The sequence below is a fragment of the Micrococcus sp. ACRRV genome (genome assembly GCF_022346985.1).
GTDB classification, from domain to species: domain Bacteria; phylum Actinomycetota; class Actinomycetes; order Actinomycetales; family Micrococcaceae; genus Micrococcus; species Micrococcus porci.
On the sequence record NZ_JAKRNH010000160.1, the window covers coordinates 1 to 3542 of the forward strand.

4 protein-coding genes are annotated in these 3542 nt (G+C 72.2%); 1 reads left to right on the plus strand and 3 read right to left on the minus strand.

Going from position 1 to position 3542, the window contains the following annotated elements; genetic code table 11:
- Positions 1-197: 197 nt before the first annotated feature.
- On the minus strand, positions 198-1610 hold the full coding sequence (locus MHY29_RS11590) for an FAD-dependent oxidoreductase (protein ID WP_239241382.1): 1413 nt from the start codon (positions 1608-1610) through the stop codon (positions 198-200).
- Positions 1611-1769: 159 nt separating this feature from the next.
- On the opposite strand from MHY29_RS11590, the gene rarD reads away from it, so the two are divergent.
- On the plus strand, positions 1770-2804 hold the full coding sequence (rarD, locus tag MHY29_RS11595) for an EamA family transporter RarD (RefSeq protein WP_370643532.1): 1035 nt from the start codon (positions 1770-1772) through the stop codon (positions 2802-2804).
- Between the two features lie 35 nt (positions 2805-2839).
- Here the strand turns inward: rarD and MHY29_RS11600 are convergent, their stop codons facing one another.
- The gene (locus MHY29_RS11600) at positions 2840-3394 is read right to left on the minus strand and encodes a VOC family protein (protein WP_239241380.1); all 555 of its coding nucleotides are present in this window, start codon (positions 3392-3394) and stop codon (positions 2840-2842) included.
- Positions 3395-3416: 22 nt separating this feature from the next.
- Positions 3417-3542 (minus strand): integrase core domain-containing protein (locus MHY29_RS11605; RefSeq protein ID WP_239241391.1); only part of this gene is annotated, 126 nt, incomplete at its 5' end.

The following is a 3542-nucleotide window of genomic DNA, read 5'->3' on the forward strand; positions in this document are numbered from 1 at the left end:
TAGCGTGGGACATGAAGGCCTTCTGTTCGCGTGAGCGGTTTCTTGACAACTCCACTCTCGCAACAGGAGGCCTTCGCCTGTCAGCTGCTCACGCAACAACGTCCCTGGACATCACACCTAGCGGGTGCCCCGTCGGTGGAGAGGGCGCGGCGGCGGGCCGTCTCGGGCCGCGCTCGGGCCGCCGCCGCCCGGGCCGCTCAGGCCAGGCCAGTGCCCGCGCGGGAGATGCGGGTCATCTCGGCGCGGTCCACGACCTTCACCCGCTCGCGCTCGACCGGGCCCGCCTGGGTGGCCTCGGCGCCGAGCGCCTTCTCGTGCGCGTCCAGGGCGTGCCAGCCCTCCCAGGTCGTGTAGTCCACGCCGCGCTCGGCCAGCAGGTCCAGGACGGCCTGCTCGGACGGGTCCTCGGCGGTGTACAGGCCGGGCTCGTCCTCGATGAGGTGCTTGATCGTCTCCAGGGAGTCGCCCTTGGTGGAGCCGATGAGGCCGACCGGCCCGCGCTTGATCCAGCCCGAGGTGTACAGCCCCGGCACGGGATGCCCGGCGGCGTCGAGCACGCGGCCCTCGGCGTTCGGGATGACGCCGCGGACGTCGTCGAACTCCACGCCCGGCACCGGAGAGCCGAAGTAGCCCACCGCCCGGTACACGGCCTGGACGTCGTAGTCCACGGTCTCGTCGGTCGGGGTGATCCCGCCCTGGCCGTCGAGCTCCATGCGACGCATGCGCAGGCCGTCCACGCGGCCGTCGCCGTCGGCGTCGAGGAACTCCTCCGGGGCCTGCAGGAAGTGCAGGTGCAGGCGGCGGGAGGCCTGCTCGGTGCGGTCCTCCTGCTCCATCAGCCAGTTGGTCAGCGTGCCGACCATGGTGCGGACCTGGTTGTTCTCCTCGATGGCCTTCTCCGAGGCCTCGTCGAAGTCGAAGTCCTCCTCGTAGAGGACGATGTCCACGTCGCGGGAGTGCGCCAGCTCGCGCAGCTCGAGCGGGGTGAACTTGATCTGCGCGGGGCCGCGGCGGCCGAACACGTGCACGTCCGTCACCGGGGAGGCCTTCAGGTCCCGGTAGACGTTGTCCGGGATCTCGGTGACCAGCAGGTCGTCCGCGTGCTTGGAGAGGATGCGGGCCACGTCCAGGGCCACGTTGCCGTTGCCGATCACGGCCACCGACTGCGCGTCGAGCGGCCACTCGCGGGGCACGTCCGGGTGGCCGTCGTACCAGGAGGCGAAGTCGGCACCGCCGAAGGAGCCCTCCAGCTCGACGCCGGGCACGTCCAGGGCGGCGTCGCGCACGGCGCCGGTGGTGAACACGACGACGTCGTAGAGGCGGCGCAGGTCCTCCAGGGACACGGTGGTGCCCACGTCCACGTTGCCGATGAAGCGGATGTCGCCGCGGTCCATGACCTTGTGCAGGGCCGTGACGATGCCCTTGATGCGCGGGTGGTCCGGGGCCACGCCGTAGCGGATCAGGCCGAACGGGGCCGGGTAGCGGTCGAACAGGTCGATGCTGACCTGGAAGTCCCGCTCCTCCTTGGTGAGGATGTCCGCGGTGTAGACACCGGCGGGGCCGGCGCCGACGACGGCGATGCGCAGCGGGCGATCAGGGCGTTCGGTCACGGCGGGGGTGTCCTTCTCTGACGACGGCGGTGCACGCCGGTCCGCGGGGCGGGCCCGGACCACGGCGCGCGGGATCAACCCCCGAGTCTACCGATCTCCGCCGGCGCCCGGCGGGTGAGAGTGCTCACCCGGCCGCCCGGGGCACGGCCCCGCCGTACAGTGGCCCAGGTGAGCCACTCCCCTTCCCCGTCCGGCCCGGACGCGCCGCGGGACGGCGTCCCCGTTGCGGCCGCCGCGCCGGACACCGGCGCCCTGCCCACGATCACCCCCGCGCCCGCGAACGACCCCCGGGGCCTGGCCCGGGGCTTCGCGGCGTACGTCATCTGGGGGCTGCTGCCCCTGTACATGGCGGCCACCGCCCCGGCCGGCGCGGTGGAGATCGTGGTGGTGCGCGTCGTCTCCGCGCTGATCTTCTGCCTGCTGCTGCTCGCGGTCATGCGGCGGCTGCCGGAGCTGCGCACGGCCCTGGCCACCCGCGCCCGGTGGGGCAGCATCACCCTGGCCGCCGCGTTCATCGCGGTGAACTGGCTGCTCTACGCACACTCGGTCACCTCGGGGAACGTGCTCCAGGCCTCGCTCGGCTACTTCATGAACCCGCTGGTGAACGTGCTGCTCGGTGTGCTGTTCCTCGGCGAGCGGCTGCGCCGCGGGCAGTGGATCGCCGTCGGGATCGCCGTGGTCGCCGTCGTGGTGATGTCCGTGGCGATGGGCCAGGTGCCGTGGATAGCCCTGGGGCTGGCGTTCACGTTCGGCATGTACGGCTTCGTGAAGAAGCGCTTCCCCGTGCCCGTGCACGCGGTGACCACCATGACGGCGGAGACGGTGGTGCTGCTCCCGGCGTTCGCGGTGGGCATGGTGTTCCTGGCGCAGGCCGGGCTGCTCACCACCGTCTCCGAGGGCCCGGGCCACTTCTGGATGATGGCCGGCCTCGGCGTGCTCACCGCCGTGCCGCTCATCCTGTTCTCCGCCGCGGCGCAATCCCTCACGCTCACCACCCTCGGCATGCTGCAGTACATCGCGCCGATCATGCAGTTCCTGGTGGCGGTCGCCGTGCTCGGGGAGCGCATGCCCGCCGCCCGCTGGGCCGGCTTCGCCCTGATCTGGCTCTCGCTGGTGGTGTTCACCCTGGACCAGGCGAACGCCTCCCGCGTGCAGCGCCGCGCGGCCCGGGCCGCGGGCCGGGCACGCACCTGAGCGGCCTGCCCCGCGGGCCGGTGCGGACTGTCCGGTCAGCGCGGACGGGGCATCCAGACCTCGGCCTCTGCATCGGCGGGATAGGTGTGCCCGCCCGGGATGGTCTGCAGTTCGATGAGCATCCCCCACGGTGCGCGCACGTAGACGCTCCCGTTCCCGGGGGTGTCCTCGTGCCGGCTGTTCCCGTGCACCTCGGAGAGCGCCTCGCCGCCCGCGGCCACGAGTCGCGCGAGGCTGCCGTCGATGTCGTCGCAGTAGAGGCTGATGTGATTCAGCCCCAGGTCGGAAAGCCCGCTCGCGGGACGCTGCTCGCCGGAGACCTCGAACATCTCGAGACCGGGCCCCTCGCCGATGACGAGCATCCGCTGCCGGCGGATCTCCGCACCGGCAGGGAGGCCGAGCTGGCGCTCCACCTCCGGCCCGCTGCGGGGCTCGTCCTCGGGGCTCAGCCCGTCGTAGGCCACCTTCGCGCCGAGGCCGTCGGCGAGGAAGCGGGTGGCGGCGTCGAGGTCGGGCACGGTCACCCCGATGTGCTGGATGCCGCGGGGCAGCGGGCCGCCGGAAGGGGCGGAGGATCGCTCGATGGCCATGGGCCCACCCTAGGACCCGCCCCTAGATGTACTGTCCGGGGACGTTGATCAATCGTGAGAAGGGCGGCTGGTTCCCGCAGGCGCTGTGGGGGCGATGCTGGTTGTAGTGGTGGAGCCAGTCGGGGAGGGCGTCTCGGCGTTCTTGCTC

Coding starts and splice junctions, on each gene's coding strand:
- MHY29_RS11600 (WP_239241380.1), bottom strand. CDS start 3,394: ATGGCCATCGAGCGATCCTCCGCCCCTTCCGGCGGCCCGCTGCCCCGC.